The sequence below is a fragment of the Variovorax sp. GW821-FHT06D12 genome, from assembly GCF_059419205.1.
This window is the reverse complement of record NZ_JBWKRI010000004.1, coordinates 522,584-546,638: the sequence shown is the minus strand read 5'-3', so window position 1 is coordinate 546,638 and position 24,055 is coordinate 522,584. Positions and strand designations below refer to the sequence as shown.

The following is a 24,055-nucleotide window of genomic DNA, read 5'->3' as shown; positions in this document are numbered from 1 at the left end:
TGCGCGTGTTTCTTTGCGCTTTTGAATTGTTTACTTTTTATTTACAGAGCTACGCCCCAATAGGTCTTGAGCGCCGACCGTTCGCCTGCCGCGAATCCGGACGGCCCGGCAACCGCCACAAGACACACACAAAGGGGAGTACTCGATGCCAGGACGAGGGACACGCAGGAAGACCGCACGGGGCGCCGCCGCGCCGCATCCGCGATGAGGAGCGCCATCAAGCCGCAAGGCGTGCGCCGCAACCCCGCGCCGGAGATCGAGCACAGCTTCATGCACCATCCGCAGACCGGTCCGGTGCCTTCGGGCCAGCGTGGCTTCCTGCACAGCCTGCAGCACGGCAGCCCGTCACCGCAGGAGCGCTGGCACTGCCATGACGCGTACGAGCTGCACCTGATCGCCGACACGGGAGGCTGGGCCTTCGTCGGCGACCATGTCGGGCGCTTCGAGCCGGGTCACCTGGTGCTCACCGGGCCCCGGTTGCCGCACAACTGGGTGTCGCTCAACCTGCCGTCCGAAGGCGTGGAACTTCGCAGCCTCGCCTTGCAGTTTCCGGACGCACCGCTGCGCCAGGGCATGCAGGTGTTCGCCGAGCTCCAAGAGGCGGCTCCGCTGCTCGAAATGGCCCGCTACGGGGTCGAGTTCTTCGGCATCAGCGACGACGTGCGCGAGCACCTCGAGCGCCTGCAGCGCAGCGAAGGGCCCGAACGGTTCTCCGAGTTTCTCGGTCTGCTGAGCCTGCTCACGCGCTGCAGGCAGCATCGCGTGCTCTCGTCGGGCTGGCTGCCGGTCAACGGCAACGCGGAGACGGTCGCTGGCATCGGCAAGGCCGTCGCGTACATCCGGCAGCACCTCGACCAACCGTTGTCACTCTCGGAGGTCTGCGCGCAGACAGGCCTGAGCCAGGGCAGTTTTTCGCGGCTGTTCAGCCAGGCCACGGGCGTGCCGTTCACCGATTTCGTGAACCGGCTGCGCGTCGGCAAGGCGTGCCAGCTGCTGATGGAAAGCGACCAGCAGATCTCGAGCATCTGCTACGCCGCCGGGTACAACAACATCGCCAACTTCAACCGGCGCTTCCTGGAGATCAAGGGCATGACGCCCAAGGAGTTCCGCCTGCGGATGGCCATGCGCCACAGCCAGAGCCAGACGCTGCCGATCTCGCGGCTCGACATGGCGGGCGTCGGCGTCGGTGCGATGGCCGCCACCGACATGGTTCACGCCAGCGTCGCGACGTCGCAGCGTCAGTCGTAGGCGAGCGTCACCAGTGCGGCCGATGGGCCGCCCGCTTGCGGCTGCGCCAACGCAAGCAGTGACAGCGTGCCGCCCTGCTGGCCGATCGCATGCCACTGCGCGGGATCGATGGCCTGCGTGCGCCCCCGGCTGTCCACGAAGCGCGCCGACACCGCCTGCGTGCGCGCCATCTCGACCTTCATTCGCGCGCTGGGCCGGTCCACGGTTTCACGGGAAAAGGCCAGCTCGGCCTGGCGTTCGCCCGTCGATGTCGCCTTCATCCGCTGCGGCTGTTGTCGTTGATGTTGCTGGGGTTGCACCAGGGCCACCTGGTAGGGCGCGGCGACGATGGCGCCGGTGAAATGAATGGTGCCGTCCCCGGCGTGGCTGCCAAGCGCCAGCCCGCCCAGCCAGGAAATGCCAACCATCGCGGCCAGCCGACGAAGAGAAACCGTGCGTCGTTCCATGGGTGCTCCCTCCTTGCCATCTGCCGCCGAAGCGGCACGTTCAAGAGCGCCTTGGGCAAGGCGAAGGAGCCATGTTAAGCGTGCAATGTGACGCGCTTCTCAGTGCATTCACTCCACCCGACGGCGCTGTCTGGGTGCAAGATGGCGTGTTGTGCCGAGGGCATGCGCACCGGATGCGCAAGGGGCGCGTTAAGGGCGTGCTACTGGTAGTTCAACGTGAATGTCATCACGGCATTGGCAGTACCGGGCCCGACCACTGCTCCGGTCTGGTAGTAGGCGGCCTGCAGCTTGACGGAATGGGTGCTACCCGAAGTAACGTTGTAGCCCGTCAGAGGATAGTTCTTTCCGAACTGTAGGACTGCGGACGCGGCATCCTTCAGTTGCACGCCGATCCCCGAGGCGGTCGCCCCCGGAGACAACGCGATCACACCGTTGGATGGCACCAACACACCAGCGGGCGCGGCAAATTGATATCCGATGTTCAGCGGCCGTGAGATGCCGCCGACAGTGACCAGCATGCCCGAAGGGCACGTGACCGTGATCGCGAACGCCTTCGCGGGCCCCGTGGCTCCAATCCTGCTGAAGGCCGAGCTCTTGTGTGATCCCAGGGCAACGGCCACATCCTGCACAGTGCAGGTCGGAGGGCCTTGGATGACAGTGGGTCCCACGGTCACTCCCCATGCTCCCTTGCTGAGAACGCCATTGATGCTGTACCTCGATTCCAGCATCGACGCGGAGGGAGTGACGGTGCCACCGCTGATCGGGCCGGTTTTCACATACTGCATGCGCAGGCCAATCCCCAGCGTGGTCTTGGTCGACGACGCCAGCCCGCACTGGAACCAGACGCCGTATTCAGGCGCCGACTGGACCGTTCCTGCAACGCCTGCCGAAGGCAATCCACCGGGATCCAGCACACCACTCATGCAAGCAAGCCCTTGCACTGAAAGGCCGATGGCAAATGCGACGCCGACCCCTGGAACATTGGTTTCGAAGACACTGACCGCTGCCCCCGAGTAACTGGTCTGAATGCCTGACTTGGACAGTCCTGCGACCCTGATTGCTGCGCCGAAAACGGCATTCCCGGTGCACTCATACATGGAAGTCGTCGCTGAAGGCAGGCCTCGCCAATCCATCAGGATCCCGCCAACCGGCAGGTCACGAGGCACAGCGATCGTGGCTGGCACAACAAGTATCTGATTGGCCATCGGAGCACATTTCGTTTGCGCAAGGGTCATCGAAGGCACCCCCAGCAAGCACATGGCGAGACACACCAGTGCCGCGCGCATGATGCGGCTGCCCGATCTCGATAGCCATCCCTTGCAGTTCATCGCGTGTCCTTGTTTGTCCGTTGTCTTGAGGCAGGCTCGCCCCTCACTGGGCGCACTGAGCGTCCACCACCTGCCACGGCGACGCAGGGGCATCGGTCGGCGCCGCGCCCGACAGAAGCGGCAAGCTGCAGCGCTGCCCCTTCTCCTCGCCCCACGCCAGTTCGTACTGCGCGGCGTCGGCGATCACGCTGCGCAGCAAGAGCCGCCCGTCCTGCGCCACCGTGCCGACCTCCTGCCCCGCCGCGTCCGTCACCCGCGCACCGAACGGCACCGGCGTGCCGTCGGCCAGGGTGACGCGCACGAGCACCGAGCGCCCGCCGCCCGAGGTCTCGAACTTCAGCTTGACCACGGCGCCCGCCGTGGGTGCGACGCGCTGCGTGCTCGACTTCAGCTCCACGCTCATCGGCAGGCCCTTGGGATCGAGCTCGACTTCGTTGCTCGCAAAGGGCGCGAGGTTCGACACCACGGCCTGCCCTCCTAGCCCGACACGCAACCCGCTTGCATTGGCGACGCGCGCACCGTTCGCGCCCGTCGCCTCGACGATGGCGAGTGTTTCGCCCATCGCAGGCGCGAACACCACGCCACCGCCGTGGGCCACCACACCGCCCGACACGCCCATGCCCAGCTGCGAATAGCCTTCGCCGGCCGACGCGCTGCCGCGCCAGGTGGCGACGGGCGAGACATGGGCCACCGTGGCGCCGCCGCCGGTGCGTGACGACGTCGACACCCCGTCGCCCCCGCTGCTGTGGCTCGCGTTGAGGCTGTAGCTCCACGCGTTGTCTTCGCCGAACACGCCGCCTGCGGAGGTGCGCATGTCGATCGCGCCGCTGGAATCGCGCTGCACGCTCGACGTGGTGTAGACCTCGCGCGACCCGGCGTCCAGCGGAATGCCGAAGGTCAGCATGACCGTGTTGTTCCAGCGCTTGCGCAAGGGGTCGAACTGCCGGGCGGCCGAGAGCCCGAGGTTCACGCGACCGAAGCTCTTGCTGTAGCCGGCCTGGAACTGCGTGTCCCGGCCCTCGCGGTTCCAGTAGTCCTGGGTCGAGCCACTCAGGTAGAACGACCCCATGTCGCCCGGCAGGTTCTGGTTGAGCATGAGCTGAAGGCGGCCGCGCAGGTGTCCGCCCGGCAGGCCGCTGCCGTCGCCGCGCGAGGGCCCCGGGGCCTCGCCCAGCGCCACGGCTTCGCGCAGGCCCAGGTAGCCCTTGCTCGAATAGCGGTAGGCCGCAAGCGTGACGTGGGTGTCGGTGGGCGCCAGGATCTTGGTGTAGGCCAGCCGCACGCTGTGGCCGCTTCGGCGCTCCTGCCCGGACAGGCTGGCCGCGGTGCCGGTCAGGTCGACGCCAAAGGCGCCCCAGCTGGTGTTGAGCGCAGCCCCACCCACCAGGGCGCGATAGCCGCGTGCAACCAGCACGCCGCCGTAGCCCGTGAGCATGTTCGTGAAGCCATGCTGCACCGTGCCCTGGAACAACGCGCGCCGGCTGTGCAGCTGTGAATCGCGCAATTGGCCCGCCGTCACGCGGTAACGCGTGATGCCGGGACGCAGCGCGTTCACCGCGGCCGCATAAGGCACCTTCGACACCTGCACGCTGCCGTCGGCTTCAGTGACTTCGACGTCGAGGTCGCCGCCGTAGCCCGTGGGGTACAGGTCGTCGATCACGAAAGCGCCGGCCGCCACCGTGGTCTCGCGCAGCAGGTTGCCGTTCTGCCTGACGCGCACCACCGCATTGCCGCGAGCGATGCCGGTGATGCGCGGCGCATAGCCGCGCTGAGACTCCGGCACCATGCGGTCGTCGGTGGCCAGCTGCACACCGCGAAAGCCGAAGCTGTCGAACAGCGCGCCCTCGGTGAAGGCATCACCCACCACCAGCTGGCTGCCCCAGGGCTCGACGGCGCGCTGCACGTACGTCTGCGTGCCCTGGTAGTGCGTGCCGCGCGCCGAGCCGGTCGTGAGGCTGCCGTGGTGCCGCAGCCGCCAGGGGCCAATGTTGCCGCCCGCCATCAGGCCCACATAGCCTTGGCTGTCCGAGCGTCCTGCGGTCTTCGAGCGGTAGTAGTTGGCGTCGTACTGCAGCAAGGCGGCGGGCACGCCGTCGTCCCATTGGCTCGGGTCCACATGGCCGCGCGCCTGGCGCCGAAGCGCCGCCTGCGGCACGCCGATGTCGAGCCGCTGTTCGCCGTTGTCGAAGAACGCGGTCGCGTCGGGCACCAGTTGGGCCAGTGCCACGCAGTCTTGTTGCGAGGGCGAGGCAACTGGCAACAGGGCCACTGCCTCGGGCGACAGCCGTTGCAGGTCGATGCCCACACGCTCCAGCAGATCGCGGTCGAAGCAGGTCGCAACGTCGCCGCTGCGCGCGCCCACGGCCTTCAGGGTGACAGTGCTGCGCCCGAGCCAGACCTGGTTGACGTAGAGGTCGGCGCGATAGCGCCCCGCCTCAGCGGGGTTGCCCTTGTTGTAGCGGCTCAGGTCCAGCGGCACGCCGTTGCCCAGCCGCAGGAAGTCTTCGTTGAAACGCACTTCCGCAGGCTGCGTTGCGGCGGCCGGCGTGTTGGCCCTGGCCTGCGTGCCGGCCGCCATCGCCAGAAGCGCCGCCACCGCGCAGGGGGACAACCGCCGCACGGTCCGCACAGCGTTCTTCGAGGCCTTCATGCATCGCCATCCGCTAGCGTGCGGCGCCCTTGGGGAGCACGGCGTTGCCTTGTACGGCACCGCCGTAGTCGTTCAGCGTCTGATAGCGAAGCTGGAGGTCTGCGGCCGCACGGCCATCGAGCGAACCCTTCAGCGGGAGCTCCCTGGTTTCGCCCGGCGCCACCATCACGCCGTCGTCGAACCCTGCGCGCTTGCCATCGCCTTCGAGCTCCACCGAGACGAGGTTCACGTGATAGGGCGTCGGGTTGCGCACCTCGATCGCCGGCGCGCCCTCGCGCCCGACCAGCCGCCAGACCGCCTGGGCCGCAGCCCCCTCGGCCTTTCCGGCCAGCCCGGCCGGACGGAAGAACAGCTTGATCCGCGAACGGAACGCCAACTGCAGCTTGTTCGCGTCGGCCATGGCCCCCTCGGGACGGGGTGGCACTTCGAGCATGTTGAGCCAGAACACCGACTCGCGGTCGGAAGGCAGCGGCTCCCCCGTGTAGGCGATGCGCAGGGTCTGGCTGCGCGTGGGATCGATGCGGGACACCGGCGGCGTGACCAGGAACGGCGCGCCCTTCGCGGCAGGACCGGCTTCGGCGTTGCCGTCGTCGGTCCAGACCTGCACCAGGGCGGGCGACGCCCCCTCGTTCGAGAGCCTCAGCGTCACCTCGGTTTCTTTCGCGGGATAGATGACGCGGGTGGCGGCGATCACCACGGCCGCCTGCACCCCGCCACACAGGACGAGCGCGCCGACGGCCGCCGTCACGATCCGCATCGCAGCCGATACATGCGCAGTCTTCATGGGTCCTCCCGAAGCGGTCATTCCGGACACGGGCAGCCGCTGGCCGCGGCCGCCCGCGCAACCCATCACTGGTAGGCGATCGAATACACGACGCTCGTCGTGACCTTGCCGACGGTGGCGGCACCGCCGCTGGCCACGTACTCGGCGGTGTAGCGCAGCGAGGCCGCGCCGTTGACGATGTCCGCGGCCCTGGAGTTCTGCGCCGACAGCGCCAGGCCGAGCTTGATGGGGCTGGCGTCGTCTGCGTTGCTCAGGCCGACCTGCACATTGGTGGCTCCACCCGAGCCGGGAATGAGGCGGCCGGTCGTGTTGTCCACGGTGGCGCCCGGTTCGAATTGGACCTGCACCTTGGCGGGTGTGGCGGCGCAGCCGGTCAGTTCGATGCTGAACGGCGTCTTGCCGGCCGTCTTGCCGGTCGCGCTGAGCGTGCTGGCGGCGACGGTCGGCAAGGTCACGACGATGTCTTTGTTGCCGCCGTTGATCACGCAGGTCTGGCCCGTGATCTCGCCGTTGAAAGAGATGTTCCCGTCCGCCGCCGAGGCGGATTGCGAGAGGGTGAGTGCGCCAGTGAAAGCAACGGCGGCAATGAAATGGGTACGCATATCGAGTGAACTCCTGAAGACGTGGGTTTGGATGTTGTGCGCGCGGGGTTTGTCTTCGGAGGCCCTGTCACGCCGGTGCTCCTGCGCCGGTCGCGTGGGAGTCAAGCCAATTTATGAACGGCATGTGTCCCTCAGGCATACGCGTTTGGAGTCGCGTGATATTCCAATGACCTGCGGACATTCAAAGGTGAACTAAATCACTCGAAAATTAACCGTTTGGCCAAGAGCTGACGCCGCCGGCCCAGCTCAAGCGGACTTTTGCAAAGACTCGATCGGCGTGGTGATCTGCATTTTCAATTAACAATTTGGACGCAATTTCTTGAGCACCGACAACCCTCAATCGGCGATCTTCCTTTAAATCACCATATTCATTCGCTATGCGCGGTGAGTTTTTTAATTCCACCAAGCTGCATTTCTCATGAAATATGTCACCATTTCTTCACAAGAACGAACAACCAAACACAACCAAAGTTAATCACTGAAAACTCCGCATTTCATCTAGAAGATTTAAGAAATAGACTCCGCCCGCCTTACAAAGGCAAAGCGTTATTCATTCTTAAAAATTCAGGGAAATCAAATGCAAAAGGGTAGTTTTTTCAAGGCTGCAGCAGTCGCGGTCACCGTGGTTCTCTCGCAAGGCGCGCTGGCCGCCGACGGCACCGTGAACTTCACCGGCGAGATCGTCGACACGCTGTGCTCGATCGCACCGAGCAGCCAGAACCTGACCGTGCCGCTGGGCAAGGTGTCGCGGGCCACCTTCTATGACAGCAACCCGATCGCTGTCGGTGCGGCTGCCAGCGTCGGCAAGAAGGCCACGCCCGCCAAGTTCGCCATCGACCTGATCGGCTGCGGTGCCACGGCCACCGGTGCCTTCGTGACCTTCAACGGCGTGGCCGCCGCGGGCAACCCGGACCTGCTGGGCCTGGCGAACGCCGGCCAGGTCGGCACGGCAACCGCCACGGGCGTGGCTATCGAACTCGGCGACTCCGCCGGCACCCGCATCAAGCTCGGCGAGAAGTCGCAGGAATACATCCTCGGCAAGGGTGACAACTCGCTGAAGTTCCAGGCCGCCTACATCGCGACCGCAACGGCCGTCACGGCCGGCCCCGCCAACGCGGTGGCGCAGTTCACGGTCGCCTACAAGTAACCGCCGCACCGCGATCCTCGCACGCCGACCGAAGCCCTTCGCATCGCGTCGGCGCGATACCGCCCCGGCCTCACGGCACCACCGCCCGATCGACACACGGCGGCAGGTGCCACCTCCCGTTTTCTTTTCTTGCCCGCACGCCGGGCGCACTGCGTGGTGCGCCGGCACGGTCGGGTGCGCGCGGTTCATGTGTCGGAAACGCGCCGAGGAATTTTTTCTATGTTCAGCAAGAACCGCTTCCGATGGACCTTGGCCGTCCTGCTGGCGTTGAGCCTTCCGTGGCCGGCCGGTGCGGGCATCACGCTCAGCGGCACGCGCGTGATCCTGGGCGAGAAGGACCGCGAAGCCTCCATCCCGGTGAAGAACACCAGCACCTCGCCCTACGTGGTCCAGACCTGGATCGACGCCGGCGAAGGCCAGAACAAGACCCCGCTGCTCGTCACGCCGCCGCTGTCGCGGCTCGATCCGGGCATGGAGAACATCCTGCGCATCATGCGCGTGGCCGGCGACCTGCCGGCCGACCGCGAGTCGGTGTTCTGGCTCAACGTCAAGGAGATCCCCGAGCGTTCGAAGGAGGAGAACGTGCTCCAGATCGCGGTGCGCAGCCGCATCAAGCTGTTCTACCGGCCGGCGCGGCTGGCGGGCAAGCCGGAAGAGTCGCGCGCGCAATTGCAGTGGGTGGTGAGCCCCGGCCCCGAGGGGCGTGGCGCGGTGCTGCGGGTGGCCAATCCGTCGGCCTATCACGTGACGTTCACGGCACTGGATATCAACAACGGCCAGCAGAAGATCAACGCGGACATGGTGCCGCCCTTCGGCGAAGCCAGCTACCCGCTGACCGCCGTGAAGACGCCCGAAGCGATCCGGGTGAGCTTCACCACGCTCAACGACTACGGCGGCGAGACGCCCGGGGAGCAGGTCCGTGTTCCTCAGGGCGCCACGCCCGTGGCGGTGAAGGCCGAGCCGCTGCCGCCGCCCGCCGCCCCGGCGGACGGCAGCAAGCAGTGACGACGCCGCGTCCGGGACGAATCGCCATGCGTCACTCCTGCATCTTTCGCGCACCGGCCCGATCGGCACTCCACGCCGCGATGCTGGGTGCACTCGGCATGCTGAGCGTGCCCGCCCTCGCACAACAACCCGCGCCACGGCCGCCGTCGGGCAGTGCCGACTTCAATGCGGAATTTCTCAGCATCGGCGGCGACCAGCCGCATGCAGACCTGTCCCTGTTCTCCACGGGCAATCGCGTGCTGCCAGGGACGTACCTCGTCGATGTCTCGCTCAACGAGCGCAGCACCGGCCAGACCGACATCCGCTTCACCGCGGTGGAGGGCCAGCTCGACGCCACGCCCTGCCTCACACGCGGCATGTTCGACACGTGGGGCCTGAACGTGCCGGTGTTTCCCGGCCTGGCGAACCTCCCCGACGACGCCTGCGTCGACCTGGCCTCCACCATTCCCGAATCCGCCGTCACCTACGACGGCAGCAAGCAGCGCCTGACGCTCAGCATCCCGCAAGCGGCCTTGAAGCGATCGGCACGCGGCGCCGTCGGCCCCGAAAAATGGGACCGCGGCATCACCGCCGCGATGCTGGACTACCAGCTGAACTTCGCACGCTACAGCGGCAACAGCACGCGCGACGCTGCGCCGATGCCGACGGCGCCACAGAACATCTTCGACGGCAATCCGTTTGCCGACAACGCGCGCAAGCCGCAGCGCAACACGCTTTTCGCGGGACTGCGCGCGGGCTTCAATGTCGGCGACTGGCGCTTTCGTCATTTCTCGACCTACAACCGCGGCCTCGACGGCCACAGCCGCTGGCAAAGCGTGAGCACGTATGCGCAACGCGACCTGGCATCGATCAACGCCTACCTGCGCATCGGCGACGGCAACACGCCCGGCAACTTCTTCGACAGCCTGCCATTCCGGGGCGTGCAGCTGGCCTCCGACGACGCGATGCTGCCCGACAGCCAGCAGGGCTACGCCCCCACCATCCGCGGCGTCGCCCAGACCAACGCGCGGGTCACGGTGCGCCAGAACGGCTACATCATCTACAGCACCTACGTCGCGCCCGGGCCGTTCGTCATCGACGACCTCTACCCCACCTCGTCGAGCGGCGACCTCGAAGTGAGCATCGCCGAGGCCGACGGCCGGCAGACGCGCTACACGCAGGCCTTCTCGGCCGTGCCCACGCTGCTGCGCGAAGGCACGTGGCGCTTCTCGGCCGCCGTCGGCAGGTACCGCAATGGCGAAGGCGTCGAGACCTCGCCGACCACGCCTGCGGCGGAACGACCGGCCTTCCTGCAGGCCACGCTGGCGCGCGGGCTGGGCAACGAGCTCTCGCTGTACGGCGGACTGATGGGGGCGAACATGTACCAGTCGCTGCTCGTGGGGGTTGGCAAGAACCTGCGCGATTTCGGTGCCGTCTCGGTCGACCTGACGCACGCGCGAACCACCGATCGCACGCCCCTGAACGGCGCGTCGGTCTACAACGGGCAGTCGCTGCGCTTCCTGTATTCGAAATCCTTCTTGGACGCCGGCACCAGCTTTCGCGTGGCGGGCTACCGCTATTCGACCAGCGGCTACCGCACCTTCCAGGAGGCGGTGCAGATGCAAGACCTGCAGCCGCAGGAGTCGTTCCACAGTCGGCGCAACGAGCTGCGCTTCGAGCTGTCGCAGCAGCTCGGCGAGTGGGGATCGGTGTACGCCTCGGCGCGCCAGCAGAGCTACTGGGGCACCTCCGCCCAGGACCGGCTGGTGCAAATCGGCTACTCGGGCAGCTACAGGCAGTTCGGCTACAGCCTCTTCTACAACCACAGCACCAGCCTGAACCGCGCGCCGAACCGGCAGATCATGTTCACGCTGACCATTCCCCTGGGCGACACGCGCGCCCACGCGCAGTACGCCGCCACGCGGGAGATCGGTGGCCGGCTGGTGCAGCAGGCGAGCGTCTACGGCGCGGCGTTCGACGACAGCCGCCTGACCTACAACCTGACCGCGGCGCATGCCAACCAGGGTGGCGACAGCAGCGGCAGCGCAAGCGCCAGCTACCTCTCGCCCGTGGGCCGCTTCGACCTCGGGCATTCGCGCGGCCCGGGCTACGGCCAGACCACGGTCGGCGTGGCCGGCGGCCTGCTGGCGCATGCGAGCGGCGTGACGCTGTCGCAACCTCTGGGCGAAACCGTGGCCTTGGTGCAGGCGCCCAAGGCGCAGGGCGTCGGCCTCGAATCGCGTCCGGGCGTGAGCACCGATTGGGCGGGCGACGCTGTCATTCCGAACCTCAGCCCGTACCGGCTCAACCGCGTCGCGCTTCGCACCGGCGACCTGGGTGACACCGTGGAAGTCAAGAACGCCGCCATGGACGTGGTGCCCACGCGCGGCGCCGTGGTGGCCGCGCGGTTCGAGACCTCGGTGGGCTACCGGCTGCTGATCACCCTGACCAACGGCAAGGGACGCGCACTGCCGCTGGGCGCGCGGATCGAGAGCGAGAGCGGCCAGGAAGTCGGCGTCGTCGGACCGGACGGCCAGGCCTTCGTCACGGGCGCGGGCGACAGCGGCCGGCTCACCGTGCGCTGGGGCCAGGACGCAACGGACCAGTGCGACGTGCCCTACCGCCTGCCGGTCGACCCCAGCCCACCGCCCATCCGCGAACTGACCGCGCAATGCCAGGCGACAGACAGCGTGCCACCGAAGGGAATGAAATGAGCAGACGCCCCCTGTTGAATGCCTGCACGGCCGCCTCGACCCTGGGCCTGCTGCTGTGCGCCTCGCCGGCGCAGGCCGCGTGCTACGTGACCAGCGGCTATGTGGAAAAGGTGGTCAACATGACCATCGGCCGTGTCGTCATTCCCAACGACGCCGCCGTGGGCACGGTCTTCAAGCAGCAGCTCTTTCCCCTGCCGCTGTCCGGCACGAACAACAAGCCATGGACCTGCAAGAAAGGCGGCGTCGTGAAAGGCGTGATGCTGCAGGGCACCCCCGTGCCGGGCTACGAGCATGTGTTCACTACCGCGGTCCCCGGGGTGGGCATCCGTCTGTCGCGCTACTTCGACCAGAGCTCGGTCACCTACTACCCGCACGAACGCACGACCGACAGCGACTTCACCGACTTCAACGCGGCGTCCCGCTTCCAGGTGGAGCTGCTCAAGACCGCCCCCGTCACCGGCAACGGCCCGCTCGCGCAGGGCACCTACACCCAGTACTACAGCGTCGCCGACACCAAGTCGGTTCTCACGACGAACCTGCTGGGCGAAGGCATCACCATCATCACGCCCTCGTGTTCGGTCGACCTGGGCTCGCGCAACATCCTGGTGCAATTCGGCAAGGTGCCCAAGGACGGCTTCAAGGGCCGCGGCAGCACCACGGCCGAACGCAAGTTCAGCATCAAGCTCAACTGCAAGGCGGGACAGAACGCGCAGAACACGGTGTACCTGCGCATGGATGCGCCACAGGACCCGTCGAACGAAGCCGGCGTGCTGCGACCCACGCGAGGCACGCCGAGCCTGGCGACCGGCGTGGGCATCCAGGTGATCGACGCGAAGAACGTGCCCGTGAAGTTCGGGGAAGAAGCGCTGGTCGGCACCTCGATGAACGGCGACTACGTACTGAACTACACCGCGCGCTACTTCCAGACCGGCAACCAGGTGACGCCGGGTCGGGCCGACGGCACCGCCACGTTCAGCATCGAATACAAGTAAGAGCCCATGGAGAGGCTCGCTCCGTACCAAGAAGCGGGCAAGGAAGGATCACCCAGCGGCAGGATCGGATCAAGAAAAGCACACCCCCTGACCAGAATCAAGATTCTTCGCGCACCGCGGAGGCAGCTTCGGCGCCTTGCAAGCAGGTTCAAGGTCGCTGGCTGATTCCGCTGTGAGTTACCGCCGTCTTTTGGAATCGACCCATCCCATGACCCTCGAGGGAAAACTGTCCCTGGCCCTGCTGGACAACAGCAGCTCGCGCAGCACCTTGCTCCAGGAGCGCCTGCGCACCATGGGTCACCGGCCCGTGATGTTCAGCACCATCGGCGAGCTGCTGTCCACCTTGAGCCGCGGCAGCCGCTTCGACCTGCTGCTGGCCGCGCCCGATGCCATGGGCAGCGAGAGCCTGCTCACCGTGTGCTGGGTACTGGGCATGCCCGCGCTGCCCATCACCGCGCAGGGCGAGCCCGACGTCGTCGCGCTGCCCTCTTATTTCGACGACATGCCCCTGCTGGGCAGCGGCACCAACTTCGACCTGCGCCGCATCTCGAACGAGGCGCTGGTGCAGCACATGCACACGCTCTACACGGAGCAGGACACGAGCGCCGCCACGCGCCAGGCCCCCTCCACGGACCGTTGGACCTGGGGCGAGTACCGCTTCGTCGACGGCAACAACACGGTGCTGCACCGCGACCGCGAGATCGCGCTCCAGCCGCGGCAGTTCTCCTTCGCACTCGAGCTGTTCCGCAACCTCGGCAACGTGCTGACGCGCTCCTGGCTCATGAGTTCGGTGTGGAAGCTCCCGCCCGAACGCCCCGTCACGCGCTCGCTCGACGCCTGCGCCACAAACGTGCGGCGCAAGCTGTCGCTGCAGCGCGAAAACGGGTACGTGCTGCGCGCGGTCTACGGGCAGGGCTACCAGCTGGTGCCTGTCTCGTCGCCTGCGCCGTCGTATCGCATGTGAGATCCGGGGTGCGACGGCACCCTCGCGCATCCAAAGAAAAGCGACCGCTTCAGACGGTCGCTTTTTCTTTCTGGGGGCAACTTCTTGCGGGTCCGAGGTCTGCGAAGAAGATCGCAAGACCGCCCAAGCTCAGGGTCGCGGCGTCCCGCCCTCGCGCTGCCGCATGCGCCACTCTCCGACGAAGTAGTCGGCGCGAAACTTCAGCCGTTCGATCACGGCTTCGCGGGTCGGCTGCTGCGCAATGACCAGCACGCACCGCGGCTCGTTGCCCTCGCGAAGTTCCGCCTTGCCCGAACAGGCGCCTTCGGCGGATTGCTGCAGTTCGAACCAGCAACTCCACCCTTCGGGCAGATCGAGATCGATGCGTGTGGCGGTCATGGCGACCGGAGGATAAGTCGGCGCGGCGCATCCACTCAATACCCTGGCATTGACCCTGCTGGCCATGGGTGGGATGCCCCGGTCGTCGGTCGCGATGTCGGCGTCGACCGACATCGCTGCGCGCCGTCTGTCCTCATGACCGCCGCGTCGCCCGATCTAGGCTGACGCCCACGAATTGAAGGCGCTGCGTCGTGCATGACGCACGGCAGCCCTCTCTTTCAAACACTCCCGACCCCGCACAACCACCCCAAGGACATCAACCCGTTGACGACCGCCACCGCCCCCGTTCCCACCGGCCTTCCCGGCACCCACACGCCAGGCCCGACGCCGCACCGCTGGCAGTTCATCCGTGCGGGCGGTGTGGACCAGGTGGTGTTCCGCAGCGGCGAGGACATCGCACGCATCGCCGAGCTCGACCAGAAACTGTGGGTCGCACTCGCCTGCCCCACGCGCGGCATCGACTTCGATGCGCGCACGCTCGACCTCATCGACACCGACGGCGACGGCCGCGTGCGACCGCCCGAGGTCATCGCGGCCTGCCAGTGGGCCTGCGAGCGACTGCGCAGCGCCGACGTGCTGCTCGCGGGCGGCGGCACGCTGTCGCTGGACGACCTCGACGACACGCGTGCGCCGGGCGCCGACCTCGCGAAGGAAGGCCGACGCATCCTCGACCTGCTCGGCAAGCAGGACACGCACACGCTGACCCTCGCCGACATCGCCGACCGCGGCGAATGGCTGGCAGCGATGCGCTTCAACGGCGACGGTGTGGTCACGCCGGCCACGGCCGGCACCGACGACGCGCTGCGCGCCACCATCGAGGAAGCGATGCGCACGCACGGCAGCACGCCCGACCGGCACGAACAGACGCCCGGCCTCGATCGCGCACGCGCCGAAGCCTTCATGGCCGAGGCGCAAGCGGTCCGCAACTGGCATGCGCAGGGTGACGCAGAGGCGCTGCTGCCGCTGGGCGGACGCACACTGGCTGCGGCCGAGGCCCTGCGCGCGGTCGCGGCCAAGGTCGACGACTTCTTCGCGCGCTGCCGCGTGGCCGCCTATGACGTGCAGGCGGTGGTGGCGCTCAACCCCTCGCCCGAAGCCTACGACGCGCTCGCGGGGCACACCTTCGATGCGAACGTGCAGCCCGTGGCCGAGTTGCCGCTGGCGCCGGTGACGCCCCATCGCGCATTGCCACTGAGCGGTGCGAGCCTCAATCCCGCCTGGGCCGAGGCCATGGCCGCGTTCGCGCGCGATGCGGTGGCGCCGCTGCTCGGCGAACGCGACACACTCGAAGAAGCCCAGTGGCAAGTGCTGCGCGAGCGGCTCGCGCCTTGCGACGCGTGGATCGCCGCACGCCCTGACAACGCGCTCGCGGGCCTGCCGCGCGAACGCCTCGACGCCCTGCTCGCGACACGCGATGCGTTGTTCGCGCTCATTGCCGAAGACGAGGCCGCCGAGCACCACAACCGGTCGCTGACCGACCTCGAGAAGCTGCTGCGGCTGCAGCGCGACCTGCGCGTGCTGCTGCACAACTTCGTGTCGTTCAAGGCGTTCTACCGGCGCGAGGGCGCGATCTTCCAGGCGGGCACGCTCTACCTCGACGGGCGCAGCTGCGAGCTCACGGTGCAGGTGCAGGACACCGCGCGCCACGCCGCGCTGGCCGGCCTGGCCAAGACCTGCCTCGCGTACTGCGACTGCACGCGCCAGGGAGAAAAGATGAGCATCGTCGCCGCCTTCACGGCCGGCGACGTCGACTTCCTTTTCGCCGGGCGCAACGGCGTGTTCTACGACCGCCAGGGCCGCGACTGGGACGCCACCGTCACCAAGCTGATCGAAAACCCCACGAGCGTGGCGCAGGCCTTCTTCGCGCCGTACAAGAAATTCGTGCGGTTGATCGAAGAGCAGGTGGCGAAACGCGCGGCCGCCAGCGAGGCCGGCTCGCAGAGCGCGTTGCAGACGCTGGCCGGACGCGTCGCCACCGCCGACCAACCGACCGACGCAGCGGCCTCGTCAACGAAGACGCCGGCCAAGCCGGGGCCGATCCTGCCCACCGCCAGCCGCATCGACGTGGGCACCGTGGCCGCCATCGGCGTGGCGCTGGGCAGCATCAGTGCCGTGCTGGTCGGCATCTTCGGCAAGTTCGTCGACCTGGGGCAATGGATACCGGTGGCCCTCGTCGGCATCGTGATCGCGATCTCGGGACCGAGCATGCTGATCGCGTGGCTCAAGCTGCGCCAGCGCAGCCTGGGTCCGATCCTCGATGCGAGCGGATGGGCCATCAACGGGCGCATGAAGGTCAATGTGCGCCTGGGCGGCATGCTGTCGCAGACGGCGCGCGTGCCACCGGGTGCCCAGCGCATCGCGCCCGATCCGTACCGCCAGCGGCACGGCCTCGCGGGCGCGCTGGCCGTCACCTGCGTGGTCGGCGCGGTGCTGCTGCTGGCCTGGCGCATGGACTGGCTCGACCCTCGGTTGCCGCCGCGGTTGCAGCATGATCGAGCGACCGCAACCACACCGGGCGCTTGACACAGATGACCATCGACTGGCACCTCGAACGCTTCGTGGCGGCGCAAGAGCCCGTGTACGCACAGGTCTGCGCGGAACTCGCGGCGGGACGCAAGCGCACGCACTGGATGTGGTTCGTGTTTCCGCAACTGAAGGCGCTGGGCCGCAGCGCGACCGCGCAGTTCTTCGGCCTCGACGGTATCGCCGAGGCGACGGCGTACTGGCAGCACGCTGTGCTCGGTGAGCGACTGCGCCACTGCGCAGGGCTGGTGCGCGCCCTGCCCGGCACCGATGCGCATCAGGTCTTCGGCTCGCCGGACGACCTCAAGCTGCGCTCCTGCATGACGCTGTTCGAGATCGTGGCGCCTGAATCCCCCGTGTTCGGCGATGTGCTGGCGCAGTACTTCAACGACGCGCGGGACGACGCGACGATCGCACTCGTTCGAGCTGCGTAGTCAGAACCGGCCCTGGCCGTCGCCCGTGCGGTCATGCGCCCAGCGAATGGCTTGCTGCTCGGCGTGGCGCAGCGCCTCGGCTTCGCTGCCGTACGCGACGTTGTCCGTGTCGGGCGGCAGGCGCTGCTCCGCGCCTTCGACCTCGCCGCCCCCATGGGCGCGGCAAAAGACCACAGGCCTGAAGGTCTGATCGTCCACCTGCTGCGCGGCGCACGAAAACCACCAACCGAGGTAGCTGAAGGTGAGAAGGCGCTCGCCGACGCCGTCCGCAACTTCCGTCGCGGACGGCGCAGGGGGCATGGCTGGCGCGTGGCGGTCACCGGTCATGGTGGAAGGCATCCCGAGGGTGCCGGCCGGTCAGCCCTCGGCGCTGCGGAATTGATCGCGCAGGCCCTTGATCTGGTCATGGTTGGCTTGCGCACCGTCGGCCTGGCGCTGCACCAGCATGCGCACCTCGGCCGGCAGGTCGGTCTTGAGGGCCTTGCGGTAACGCGCGAGTGCCGCGTCTTCGCCGCGCTCGCATTCCTCGAGCATCGACAGCGCGCTGTTCGCGCCGAACGCGCCCTTCACATGCACCCAGCCGCGATGCATCGCACCGCTGACCGTGCCGCCGTCGTCGGGTTTGCCGCCGAGCTGGCGGATGAGTGCGACGAGTTCGGATGCCGCGCTGGCGCATTGCGAGGCGCGGCTTTCGAACACCGGCTTCAGTTGCGCCGAGTCGACTTCCTTCGCGCAGGCGCGAAAGCCGTACTCGCCGTCGTGCGCGTTCTCCAGCAGGTCGTTCAGAACGTCGATCACCTGATCGTTGGACACCGCGTCCGCGGTGGTTGCCTGGGTATCGTTGGCCATGGGTGGTTGCTCCTTGAAGGCCGGTCGCCGAAGCGAGGGCCGGGTTGAGAAAGAAAGACTGCAATGAGCCTTCATGGTCGACACGGTGCGGGAAGCGCCCTGTCGTCTCGACCCGACGACGCGTGTAAGCCGTGTCCGAGGCCATGGCCGCGCGCCGTTATGCGCCGACAGCCTCAGGGGAATTGCGATGCCATGCGAGGCGGGCCTCGGCTGACGCGCTCGCGCGCACCGCCGCGGCAGCATCGCCCCGACTGGAGGACACGCGCATGGAGCGACTCTTTGATTCCTTCGCCAACACCGTCGCACGCTGGACGGGCAGCCCGGCGGCCTTCCTGGTCTGCCTGGTCGTCGTCGTGGCCTGGGCGGTCGCGGGGCCGTTCTTCGGCTTTTCCGAAACGTGGCAACTGGTGATCAACACCGGCACCACCATCGTCACCTTCCTCATGGTGTTCCTGATCCAGAACACGCAGAACCGCGACAGCGTCGCCCTGCAGACCAAGCTCGACGAGCTGATCCGCACCTCCGACGCGGAGGACGACTTCATCGGCATCGAGAAGCTCACGGACAAGGAGCTGATCGCACTGCACGCGCGCTGCGAGGCGGCGGCCAGGCAGAGCCAGGCGACGCTGGCGAAAACGCGGGCCGAACGCAGGCGCCGCGGGCATGACGACATCAACGGGGATCGGGCCGGATAGCGGGAACGTGATTCCCCAAACACGGCGCCAGAATGCAAAAAGCCCAACCTCGGAAGGTCGGGCTTTTTGACTGAATTTGGTGGCCTGGGGCGGAATCGAACCACCGACACGCGGATTTTCAATCCGCTGCTCTACCAACTGAGCTACCGGGCCATTGTGTGCAGCCTCAAATTATACAGCGCTTCTGCGGCCCCGGGAAAGATCCACACCCAATTGTTTGAGTTTTCTGTACAGGTGGGTGCGTTCGAGCCCGGTTTTCTCGGCCACGCGGGTCATCGAACCGTTCTCCATCGCCAGATGGAACTCGAAGTAGGCCTTCTCGAAACCGTCGCGTGCGTCGCGCAGCGGGCGGTCCAGGTCGAAGCTCTGGGTCGACTGCGGACCCGCGTCGGCCACCGGCACGGCCGCCAGCGACGCCATCAGCAGGCTGTCGCCCGTGGTCGTGATGGCGGCCGCCTGGTGGGCGCCCGTGGGCGGCGGCACCACGCCGGCGGCGGTGCGGCGGGCGCTCTCGCGCGCCAGCCCCTGCTCCACCGCCTTGAGCAGCTTCTGCAGCGTGATGGGTTTTTCGAGGAACGCGAAGGCGCCGATGCGCGTGGCATCGACCGCGGTGTCGATGGTGGCGTGCCCGCTCATCATGATGACCGGCATGCTCAGCAGGCCCGCGGTGGACCACTCCTTGAGCAAGGTGACGCCGTCGGTGTCCGGCATCCAGATGTCGAGCAGCACGAGATCGGGCCGGGCGCGTTGTCGGGCCGCGCGGGCTTCGGCGGCGTTTTCCGCGAGCTCCACGTTGTGGCCTTCGTCATTGAGAATTTCGAAGAGCAGGTCCCTGATGCCCAGCTCGTCATCGACCACGAGAATGTTTGCCATGAGTGCTGCTTGTTGTATGCGCTGGTGTGTATTGATCCGCTCCCGATCCAGCCCCTATGCGCTGGATTCGCCGGTACTCAGGCGGACGAAGATTTCGAATCTTCGGTGTGAGCGACCGCTGCCCGCGGTTCGCCTGCCAGCGCGAATGATAGCGAGACTTGCGCCCCCGCCACAGCCCCGTCGACGACACGGTTGGAAAGCTCGATGCGCGCGCCGTGTTCGTCGGCGATCTTCTTGACGACGGCCAGGCCCAAACCGGTACCTTTTGTTTTCGTCGTGACGTAGGGCTCGAAGGCGCGCTTGAGGATGTTTTCGGCAAAGCCGGGCCCGCTGTCCTGCACGGTGAGGCGCACGCGCTGGCCCGAATCGCCCAGCCGGGTGCGGATGACGACCTCGCCCACCCGGCCCGTGCCACTGGCGGCGGCCTCGGCGGCGTCCTGCGCGTTCTGCAACAGGTTGTGCACGACCTGGCGGAGCTGCTGTTCATCGCCGCGCACGGGCGGGCAGCGCTCGTCGAGCTCCGAACGCAGCGTGATCGGCAGGTTCTCGGCGTGATACAGCTGCAGCACGTCGGCCAGCAGCGCATTGAGGTCGACCGGCTTGAGGTCGGCCGCGGGCAGTCGCGCGTAGTCGCGGAATTCGTTCACCAGCCGCTTCATCGCATCGACCTGGTCGACGATGGTCTTGACCGACTTCACCAGGATGGCCTGCTCGGGCGGCTCGACTTTGCCCGAGAGCTTCATCTCGAGCCGCTCGGCCGACAGCTGGATCGGCGTGAGCGGGTTCTTGATCTCGTGCGCGAGGCGGCGCGCCACCTCGCCCCAGGCCTGCGCGCGCTGGGCCGAGACGATTTCGGAGATGTCGTCGAACACCAGCAGCCGCGCGTCGCCCGGCAGCTCGGCGCCGCGCGCGACGATGTTGATGGCGTCGTCCTGCTGCGGCAGATCGTTGCCGGTGGCGTGCAGCTCGAAGGCGTGCTGCCAGTGATCGAGGCCGTGCTGCATGCGCTCGACCAGGAACTCGTCGAACTGCTGCTGCACCTTGGCGCCGAAATCGGCCAGCCCCGGCACATCGACCAGCGCCTTGCCTTCATAGGCGGCGAGCGGCGCGCGCAGCACGCGGGTGGCGCCCGGGTTGGTGGACAGGACGGTGCCCTTGGCGTCGAGCACGATCACGCCCGAGGTCAGGTTGTCCAGGATGGTCTGCAGGTTGCCGCGGGCGGCGTCGAGCTGGTCCATGGTCTTCTCGACCGCGCCGCGCGCGTCGGCCAGCTGCTGGGTCATGACGGCGAAGGAGCGCGTGAGGCCGCCCAGCTCGTCCTTGCCCTGCAGCACGGCGGTGGGCCGCAGGTCGCCGGCGGCCACCTGGCGCACGCCGTCGGCCAGCACGAGCAGCGGCCGTGCGAGCTGATTGCCGAACAGCACGGCCAGCAGCACGGCGCCGAACACGGCGAGGAACAGGCTCAGCGTGAGCGTGCCGATGTACATGCGCCGCAACCCCTCGCGCGCGAGCGCGCGCTCCTGGTACTCGCGGTTGGCCTCCTGCACGGCCAGGGCGTTGGCGACCACGGCCGGCGGCAGCGGCCGCGTGACCTGCAGGTAGCGCGGCGCGGTGTCGAAGTCGAAGCCCGGGCGCTGCACCATGGCCAGTGCGCGCACGCTGGCGCTCGACGGCGTGGCGCTGGGCAAGGCGGTTTCTTCCAGGCCCTCGACGTGCGCGACGGCGCGGTCGGGCCGCACCTGGCGGAACTGCTGCGCCGTCGGCCGCTCGGGGTTGAGCTGGAAGCGCGATGCGCCGGCGCTGGCCACGAGCTGGCCCGAACCGGTCCAGAGGATCACGTCGCTGGCTTCGAGCTGGTCGCGGATGCGCTCCAGCAGCAGCCCCGCGCTCGCGTCGGGCACCTGCGACAGCTGGGCGCTGGCGGTGCGGGTCTTGGCGGCGAGGTCGTCGGACAGCGAATCGAGCGTGGCCCGGCCCAGGTTCAGGCCGGCATCGAGCGCGCCCTCGACCTTGACGTCGAACCAGCTCTCGATCGAGCGCGCAACGAACTGGTAAGACACCACGTAGACCAGCGCCCCGGGCACCACCCCCACGAGCGCGAAGATGGCCGCGAGCTTGATCAGCAGCCGGCTGCCGAACTTGCCCTGGCGCAGCCGCCGCAGCAGCCGGAACGCGACCCAGCCGATCACCAGCACCAGCAGCACGGCCACCACCACGTTGATGCCGAACAGGCGCACGTAGTAGCGCTCGTACAGCGCGCGGTTGTTGGTGGCCTGCGCGAGCAGGAACATCAGCACCAGGCCGATGGCCGTGACCATCGCGGCGCCGACGCCCACGGCCCAGCGCAGCGCGCGCGAGCGGCGGGCGGCAGGCGTGGCCGCGGCGCCGCTGCGCGGCTTGCTGCTCACCGCTGCTTCTCCAACGGCAGCCGGGCGGTGCGCTCGGCGGCGATGTTCCACTCGGCCTGCCCGACCATGCCGATCTGGAAAGGACGCGGCAGCTGCGAGGTGTCGAGCCGGAAACGGAAGGTGACCTGGTGCAGCGGCTCGTCGCCGATCTCGGCGGCGTCGCCCAGCCGCAGCCGGCCAATGCGCTTGATGGCCTCGAGCGCGTCGCCGAGGCTGTCGAAGTTCTGGTTCAGCGAGATGCCGAAGCCGGCGGCACCGGTGATCGGCACCGGCGACACATTCAGCCGCCAGCGGCGCGTGAGGGGCTGGTAGGCCAGCCGCATGTGGCGCGCCACCTGGGCGACCTTGCGGTCGGTCCAGTACCAGCGCTCCTGGAAGACCTCGGCCTCGGCCACGAAATAGATGGCGATGCCCTTGTCGAGCACGTCTTCCACCAGCGTGGGCAGCTCGAACTGCACGGCGGCACTCAGGTAGACGCCGTCGTCGGCCTGCTCCAGGCGCATCTGGGTGATGGTGGCGCCGCCGGGCCTGCCCTGGGCGGTGGCGGCGGCCGGAAACAGGGCCATCCACAGGGCCCAGGCCAGCCACAGGCCGGCCAGCAGGATCGACCGGCGGCCGTCAGTGCGGCGCGGGTTTTTCAAGCAGGGCGTAGAAGAAGCCGTCGTGGTCACCAGAGAGATTGTCCGGGACGCCACGGGCATTCGCCCCACTTTGAGGCAGCAAGTGTCCCGGGGACGGCAGCAAACGGGCGTCGGTGTTGCGTACAAGAAACGCATCAATTTGTTGCGCGCCTTCTTCGCGGAACACGGAACAGGTGCAATAAAGCAGCCGGCCGCCGGGCCGCACGAGCGGCCACAGCGCGGCCAGCAGCATCGCCTGCTGGGTCGCCAGCTGGGCCGTGTCGCTCTCGCGGCGCAGCCAGCGCACGTCGGGATGGCGCCGCACGATCCCCGAAGCGGTGCACGGGGCGTCCAGCAGGATGGCGTCGAACAGGGCGCCGTCCCACCAGTCGGCGGTGCGGCCGGCGTCGGCCACCACCACCTTGGCCTTCAGGCCGAGGCGCGCGAGCGTCTCGTCGATGCGGCGGCTGCGCACGGCGTCGACCTCCAGCGCGGTCACCTCGACGGCGCCGGGGCCGGCCCGTTCGATCAGGTGCGCGGTCTTGCCGCCGGGGGCGGCGCAGGCGTCGAGCACGCGCAGCGGCGCGGTGCCGGGCTTGGCCGGCAGCAGGCCGTCGAGCAGCAAGGGGGCGGCGAGCTGCGCGGCGGCGTCCTGCACCGAGCAGGCGCCGTCGGCGAAACCGGGCAGTTGCTGCACCGGGCGGGCGCGCGCGAGCTGCAGGCCGTCAGCGCCGACGCGCGTGGCCGCGAGGCCCACCGCTTCCAGTTCCAGCAGGTACGCGGCCGGCGTCGATTGCAGCGCGTTGACGCGCAAGGTCATCGGCGCCTGGGCGTTGTCGGCCGACAGCACGCGCTGCCAGTCGCGCGGGTGGTCGCGCTTGAGGCGTTCGATCCACCAGCGCGGGTGGTTCCATTGCGCGACCGGTTCGGTGTCGGTGGCGGCCACGAGCTCGTCGCGCTCGCGCAGGAACCGGCGCAGGCAGGCGTTGATGAAGCTGGCCTGCGCCCGCGTCGCCGGGTTGCGCTTGGCGGCTTCCACGGCCTGGTCGACCAGCGTGAAGGGTTCGTAGGGGGCGTGGTCGCTGTGCCAGGCCAGCGCGAGCGCGGTGCACAGCAAGGCGTCGGGCAGCGGCGGCGGCGTGCGCTTGGCCAGGTGGCGGCGCAGCGCCTCGGCGCGGCCGAGCCAGCGCAGCACCTGGAAGCCGAGCGCCTGCACGCCGGGGCGCAGCGCGGGCTCGACGGCCTCGAACGCGACGGTGCCCGAGGTGCCGGCGCGAATCGACGCCAGCGCCCCTGCGGTCAGTTGCAGTTGGCGCCAGAGCGGCGGTTGTTGCGGCGCCGAGGTGGCGCTGCCCGAAGAGGGGTCGGAGGAAAGATCTGCTGGCAAGTTGGGGCCGATGGTAACGGGCGAGAAAG

Annotated in this window: 21 protein-coding genes and 1 tRNA gene; 9 read left to right on the top strand and 13 right to left on the bottom strand. The window is 68.0% G+C overall.

Going from position 1 to position 24,055, the window contains the following annotated elements:
• The first annotated feature begins 204 nt into the window (after positions 1–204).
• Positions 205–1,248, top strand: coding sequence for a helix-turn-helix domain-containing protein (locus tag AC07SQ_RS16135; RefSeq protein ID WP_495273465.1), 1,044 nt, complete (start codon positions 205–207; stop codon positions 1,246–1,248).
• Here AC07SQ_RS16135 and AC07SQ_RS16130 read toward each other — a convergent pair.
• From AC07SQ_RS16130 to AC07SQ_RS16110, 5 genes are all read right to left on the bottom strand, one after another.
• The gene (locus AC07SQ_RS16130; RefSeq protein WP_369631105.1) at positions 1,239–1,694 is read right to left on the bottom strand and encodes a hypothetical protein; all 456 of its coding nucleotides are present in this window, start codon (positions 1,692–1,694) and stop codon (positions 1,239–1,241) included. The two genes, AC07SQ_RS16135 and AC07SQ_RS16130, sit on opposite strands and share 10 nt — an antisense overlap.
• Positions 1,695–1,894: 200 nt before the next feature.
• Complete coding sequence (locus tag AC07SQ_RS16125; RefSeq protein WP_495273464.1) at positions 1,895–3,022, bottom strand: fimbrial protein; 1,128 nt, start codon at positions 3,020–3,022, stop codon at positions 1,895–1,897.
• Positions 3,023–3,065: 43 nt separating this feature from the next.
• On the bottom strand, positions 3,066–5,672 hold the full coding sequence (locus tag AC07SQ_RS16120) for a fimbria/pilus outer membrane usher protein (protein WP_495273463.1): 2,607 nt from the start codon (positions 5,670–5,672) through the stop codon (positions 3,066–3,068).
• 13 nt (positions 5,673–5,685) lie between these two features.
• A complete protein-coding gene (locus AC07SQ_RS16115; RefSeq protein WP_495273462.1) occupies positions 5,686–6,456 on the bottom strand; it encodes a fimbrial biogenesis chaperone in 771 nt (256 codons plus the stop codon).
• A gap of 65 nt (positions 6,457–6,521) precedes the next feature.
• The gene (locus AC07SQ_RS16110; protein WP_495273461.1) at positions 6,522–7,058 is read right to left on the bottom strand and encodes a fimbrial protein; all 537 of its coding nucleotides are present in this window, start codon (positions 7,056–7,058) and stop codon (positions 6,522–6,524) included.
• Positions 7,059–7,635: 577 nt separating this feature from the next.
• On the opposite strand from AC07SQ_RS16110, the gene AC07SQ_RS16105 reads away from it, so the two are divergent.
• The 5 genes from AC07SQ_RS16105 (at position 7,636) to AC07SQ_RS16085 (ending at position 13,859) form a co-directional block, all read left to right on the top strand.
• Positions 7,636–8,205 (top strand): fimbrial protein, encoded by a 570-nt coding sequence (locus AC07SQ_RS16105; RefSeq protein ID WP_495273460.1) that lies wholly within the window; start codon positions 7,636–7,638, stop codon positions 8,203–8,205.
• 219 nt (positions 8,206–8,424) lie between these two features.
• Complete coding sequence (locus tag AC07SQ_RS16100; RefSeq protein WP_495273459.1) at positions 8,425–9,210, top strand: fimbrial biogenesis chaperone; 786 nt, start codon at positions 8,425–8,427, stop codon at positions 9,208–9,210.
• Positions 9,211–9,290: 80 nt separating this feature from the next.
• Entirely contained in the window at positions 9,291–11,903 is a 2,613-nt protein-coding gene (locus AC07SQ_RS16095) for a fimbria/pilus outer membrane usher protein (protein WP_495273458.1), read from the top strand.
• Positions 11,900–12,895 (top strand): fimbrial protein, encoded by a 996-nt coding sequence (locus AC07SQ_RS16090; RefSeq protein ID WP_495273457.1) that lies wholly within the window; start codon positions 11,900–11,902, stop codon positions 12,893–12,895. The genes AC07SQ_RS16095 and AC07SQ_RS16090 overlap by 4 nt, the downstream gene beginning before the upstream one ends.
• A gap of 208 nt (positions 12,896–13,103) precedes the next feature.
• Positions 13,104–13,859, top strand: a complete 756-nt coding sequence (locus AC07SQ_RS16085; protein WP_095949443.1) for a winged helix-turn-helix domain-containing protein — start codon at positions 13,104–13,106, stop codon at positions 13,857–13,859.
• Positions 13,860–13,988: 129 nt separating this feature from the next.
• Here the strand turns inward: AC07SQ_RS16085 and AC07SQ_RS16080 are convergent, their stop codons facing one another.
• Positions 13,989–14,351, bottom strand: a complete 363-nt coding sequence (locus AC07SQ_RS16080; protein ID WP_495273456.1) for a hypothetical protein — start codon at positions 14,349–14,351, stop codon at positions 13,989–13,991.
• A 150-nt stretch (positions 14,352–14,501) separates the two neighbouring features.
• Between AC07SQ_RS16080 and AC07SQ_RS16075 the strand changes: the two genes are divergently transcribed.
• Positions 14,502–16,760: a hypothetical protein gene (locus AC07SQ_RS16075; protein ID WP_495273455.1), complete on the top strand. Its 2,259-nt coding sequence runs from the start codon at positions 14,502–14,504 to the stop codon at positions 16,758–16,760.
• A 5-nt stretch (positions 16,761–16,765) separates the two neighbouring features.
• Positions 16,766–17,194 carry a DUF1810 domain-containing protein gene (locus AC07SQ_RS16070; protein WP_495273454.1) on the top strand — a complete coding sequence of 143 codons (429 nt, stop codon included), beginning with the start codon at positions 16,766–16,768 and terminating at the stop codon, positions 17,192–17,194.
• Here AC07SQ_RS16070 and AC07SQ_RS16065 read toward each other — a convergent pair whose 3' ends face one another.
• Together AC07SQ_RS16065 and AC07SQ_RS16060 are read right to left on the bottom strand one after the other, a co-directional pair.
• Complete coding sequence (locus tag AC07SQ_RS16065) at positions 17,195–17,521, bottom strand: hypothetical protein (protein WP_495273453.1); 327 nt, start codon at positions 17,519–17,521, stop codon at positions 17,195–17,197.
• 30 nt (positions 17,522–17,551) lie between these two features.
• The gene (locus AC07SQ_RS16060) at positions 17,552–18,043 is read right to left on the bottom strand and encodes a ferritin-like domain-containing protein (protein WP_495273452.1); all 492 of its coding nucleotides are present in this window, start codon (positions 18,041–18,043) and stop codon (positions 17,552–17,554) included.
• Between the two features lie 266 nt (positions 18,044–18,309).
• Between AC07SQ_RS16060 and AC07SQ_RS16055 the strand changes: the two genes are divergently transcribed.
• Positions 18,310–18,738 (top strand): low affinity iron permease family protein, encoded by a 429-nt coding sequence (locus AC07SQ_RS16055; protein ID WP_495273493.1) that lies wholly within the window; start codon positions 18,310–18,312, stop codon positions 18,736–18,738.
• A 77-nt stretch (positions 18,739–18,815) separates the two neighbouring features.
• Here AC07SQ_RS16055 and AC07SQ_RS16050 read toward each other — a convergent pair.
• The 5 genes from AC07SQ_RS16050 to rsmB all read right to left on the bottom strand — a co-directional run bounded on the left by AC07SQ_RS16050 (position 18,816) and on the right by rsmB (position 24,026).
• A tRNA-Phe gene (locus AC07SQ_RS16050) sits at positions 18,816–18,891 on the bottom strand.
• An 18-nt stretch (positions 18,892–18,909) separates the two neighbouring features.
• Positions 18,910–19,611 carry a response regulator gene (locus AC07SQ_RS16045; RefSeq protein WP_062480363.1) on the bottom strand — a complete coding sequence of 234 codons (702 nt, stop codon included), beginning with the start codon at positions 19,609–19,611 and terminating at the stop codon, positions 18,910–18,912.
• Positions 19,612–19,688: 77 nt separating this feature from the next.
• Positions 19,689–22,019: a sensor histidine kinase gene (locus AC07SQ_RS16040; RefSeq protein WP_495273451.1), complete on the bottom strand. Its 2,331-nt coding sequence runs from the start codon at positions 22,017–22,019 to the stop codon at positions 19,689–19,691.
• On the bottom strand, positions 22,016–22,585 hold the full coding sequence (locus tag AC07SQ_RS16035; protein WP_175497139.1) for a DUF4390 domain-containing protein: 570 nt from the start codon (positions 22,583–22,585) through the stop codon (positions 22,016–22,018). Before AC07SQ_RS16035 ends, AC07SQ_RS16040 begins: the two co-directional genes overlap by 4 nt.
• A 52-nt stretch (positions 22,586–22,637) precedes the next feature.
• A complete protein-coding gene (gene rsmB / locus AC07SQ_RS16030; protein WP_495273450.1) occupies positions 22,638–24,026 on the bottom strand; it encodes a 16S rRNA (cytosine(967)-C(5))-methyltransferase RsmB in 1,389 nt (462 codons plus the stop codon).
• Positions 24,027–24,055 lie beyond the last annotated feature (29 nt).